Annotated in this window: 1 protein-coding gene; it reads left to right on the top strand. The window is 69.7% G+C overall.

From position 1 onward, the window contains the following. Positions 1-123: 123 nt before the first annotated feature. Positions 124-1684 (top strand): condensation domain-containing protein (locus tag ACH4D3_RS41185; RefSeq protein WP_398332886.1); only part of this gene is annotated, 1561 nt, incomplete at its 3' end.

Genomic DNA, 1684 nt, shown 5'->3' with positions numbered 1-1684 from the left:
CGTGGGGGGTTGACGGCGGAGCGGTTTGTGGCGTGTCCGTTCGGTGGTGTGGGTGAGCGTATGTATCGGACGGGGGACCGGGCGCGTTGGACGGCTGATGGTCAGTTGGTGTTCGCGGGGCGGGTGGACGAGCAGGTCAAGATCCGCGGCTTCCGGGTCGAACCGGGTGAGGTGGCCGCGGCCCTCACCGCGTGCGCGGGTGTCGCACAGTGCGTGGTGGTGGCCCGTGAGGAGACGGCCGGCGACACGCGGCTCGTCGCCTATGTCGTCGCCGACCCTGGAGACGCGTCGACGGTCGAACTGGTCGATGCCGTAAGGGAATTCGCTGAGGATCTGCTGCCGCAGTACATGGTGCCCTCGGCGGTCGTGGTCCTGGACGAGCTGCCGCTGACGGTCAACGGCAAACTCGACCGGGCGGCGCTGCCCGCACCGCGGTTCGCGACGGGAACGGGCCGGGCGCCGGCCAGCGTGCGGGAGGAACTCCTGTGCGCCGCGTTCGCGCACGTCCTCGGCCTGGACAGTGTCGGCGTGGAGGACGACTTCTTCGCGCTCGGCGGTCACTCGCTGCTGGCGATGCGACTGGTGAGCCGGGTGCGCGTGGTCCTCGGAGTGGAGCTGCCGCTGCGGGTGGTGTTCGAGGCGTCGACACCGGCCGCCCTGGCGACACGCCTCGGGCGGGCGGGTGAGGGGCGGGTCGGCGTCACCGCGACGGCGCGTCCGGAGCGCATACCGCTGTCGTTCGCCCAGCAACGTCTCTGGTTCCTCGCCCAGTTGGACGGTCCGAGCGCTACGTACAACACGGCGGTGGCGTTGCGTCTGACCGGTGAGCTCGACCGCGACGCGCTCGCTGCCGCGCTGCGGGATGTGCTGGAGCGCCACGAGGTGCTGCGCACCGTGTTTGTGGCGGCCGACGGCGAGCCGTACCAGCGCATCCTGCCGGCCGAGGAGGCCGTGTTCGAGCTGGAAGCGGAGCGGATTGCGCAGGAGCAGCTGCCGGAACGGGTGGCCGGGGCCGCACGCCGTCCGTTCGACCTTGAGGCCGAAATCCCCATCCGCGCAGCGCTTTTGCAGACCGGGCCGACCGAGCACGTGCTGGTCCTGGTGGTCCATCACATCGCCTGGGACGGCTCCTCGGCGAGCCCCTTCGCACAGGATCTGTCGACGGCATACGCGGCCCGGTGCGAGCGGCGGGAACCCGAGTGGACCGTGCTGCCGGCCCAGTACGCGGACTACACCCTGTGGCAGCGGGAGCAGCTCGGCGACGGAGACGACCCGGATAGCTTGCTGTCCCGTCAGGTCGACTACTGGCGAGACAGGTTGGCAACGGCACCGGAAGAGTTGGAGCTGCCCACTGACCGGCCGCGGCCGGCGGTGGCGTCCCACAAGGGCCATCATGTGTCTCTGGACATTCCGGCCGAGGTGCATGAACGTCTGGTGCGGCTGGCTCGTGAGCGGGGGGTGACCCTGTTCATGGTGATGCAGGCCGCCCTGGCGGTGACGCTCAGCAAGGTCGGTGCGGGCACCGACATCCCGATCGGCTCGGCGGTCGCCGGTCGCACCGACGAGTCGGTGGACGGGATGGTCGGCTTCTTCGTGAATACGTTGGTGTTGCGGACGGATTTGTCGGGGGATCCGACGTTTGATGAGCTTCTTGAGCGGGTGCGTGGGGCGGGTCTGGATGCTT

Origin of the sequence: Streptomyces sp. NPDC018026 (assembly GCF_044327745.1) — a bacterium.
Taxonomy (GTDB): domain Bacteria; phylum Actinomycetota; class Actinomycetes; order Streptomycetales; family Streptomycetaceae; genus Streptomyces; species Streptomyces rubrogriseus.
Note: the sequence above shows the minus strand (reverse complement) of the source record. Positions and strands in the feature narration are given on the sequence as shown.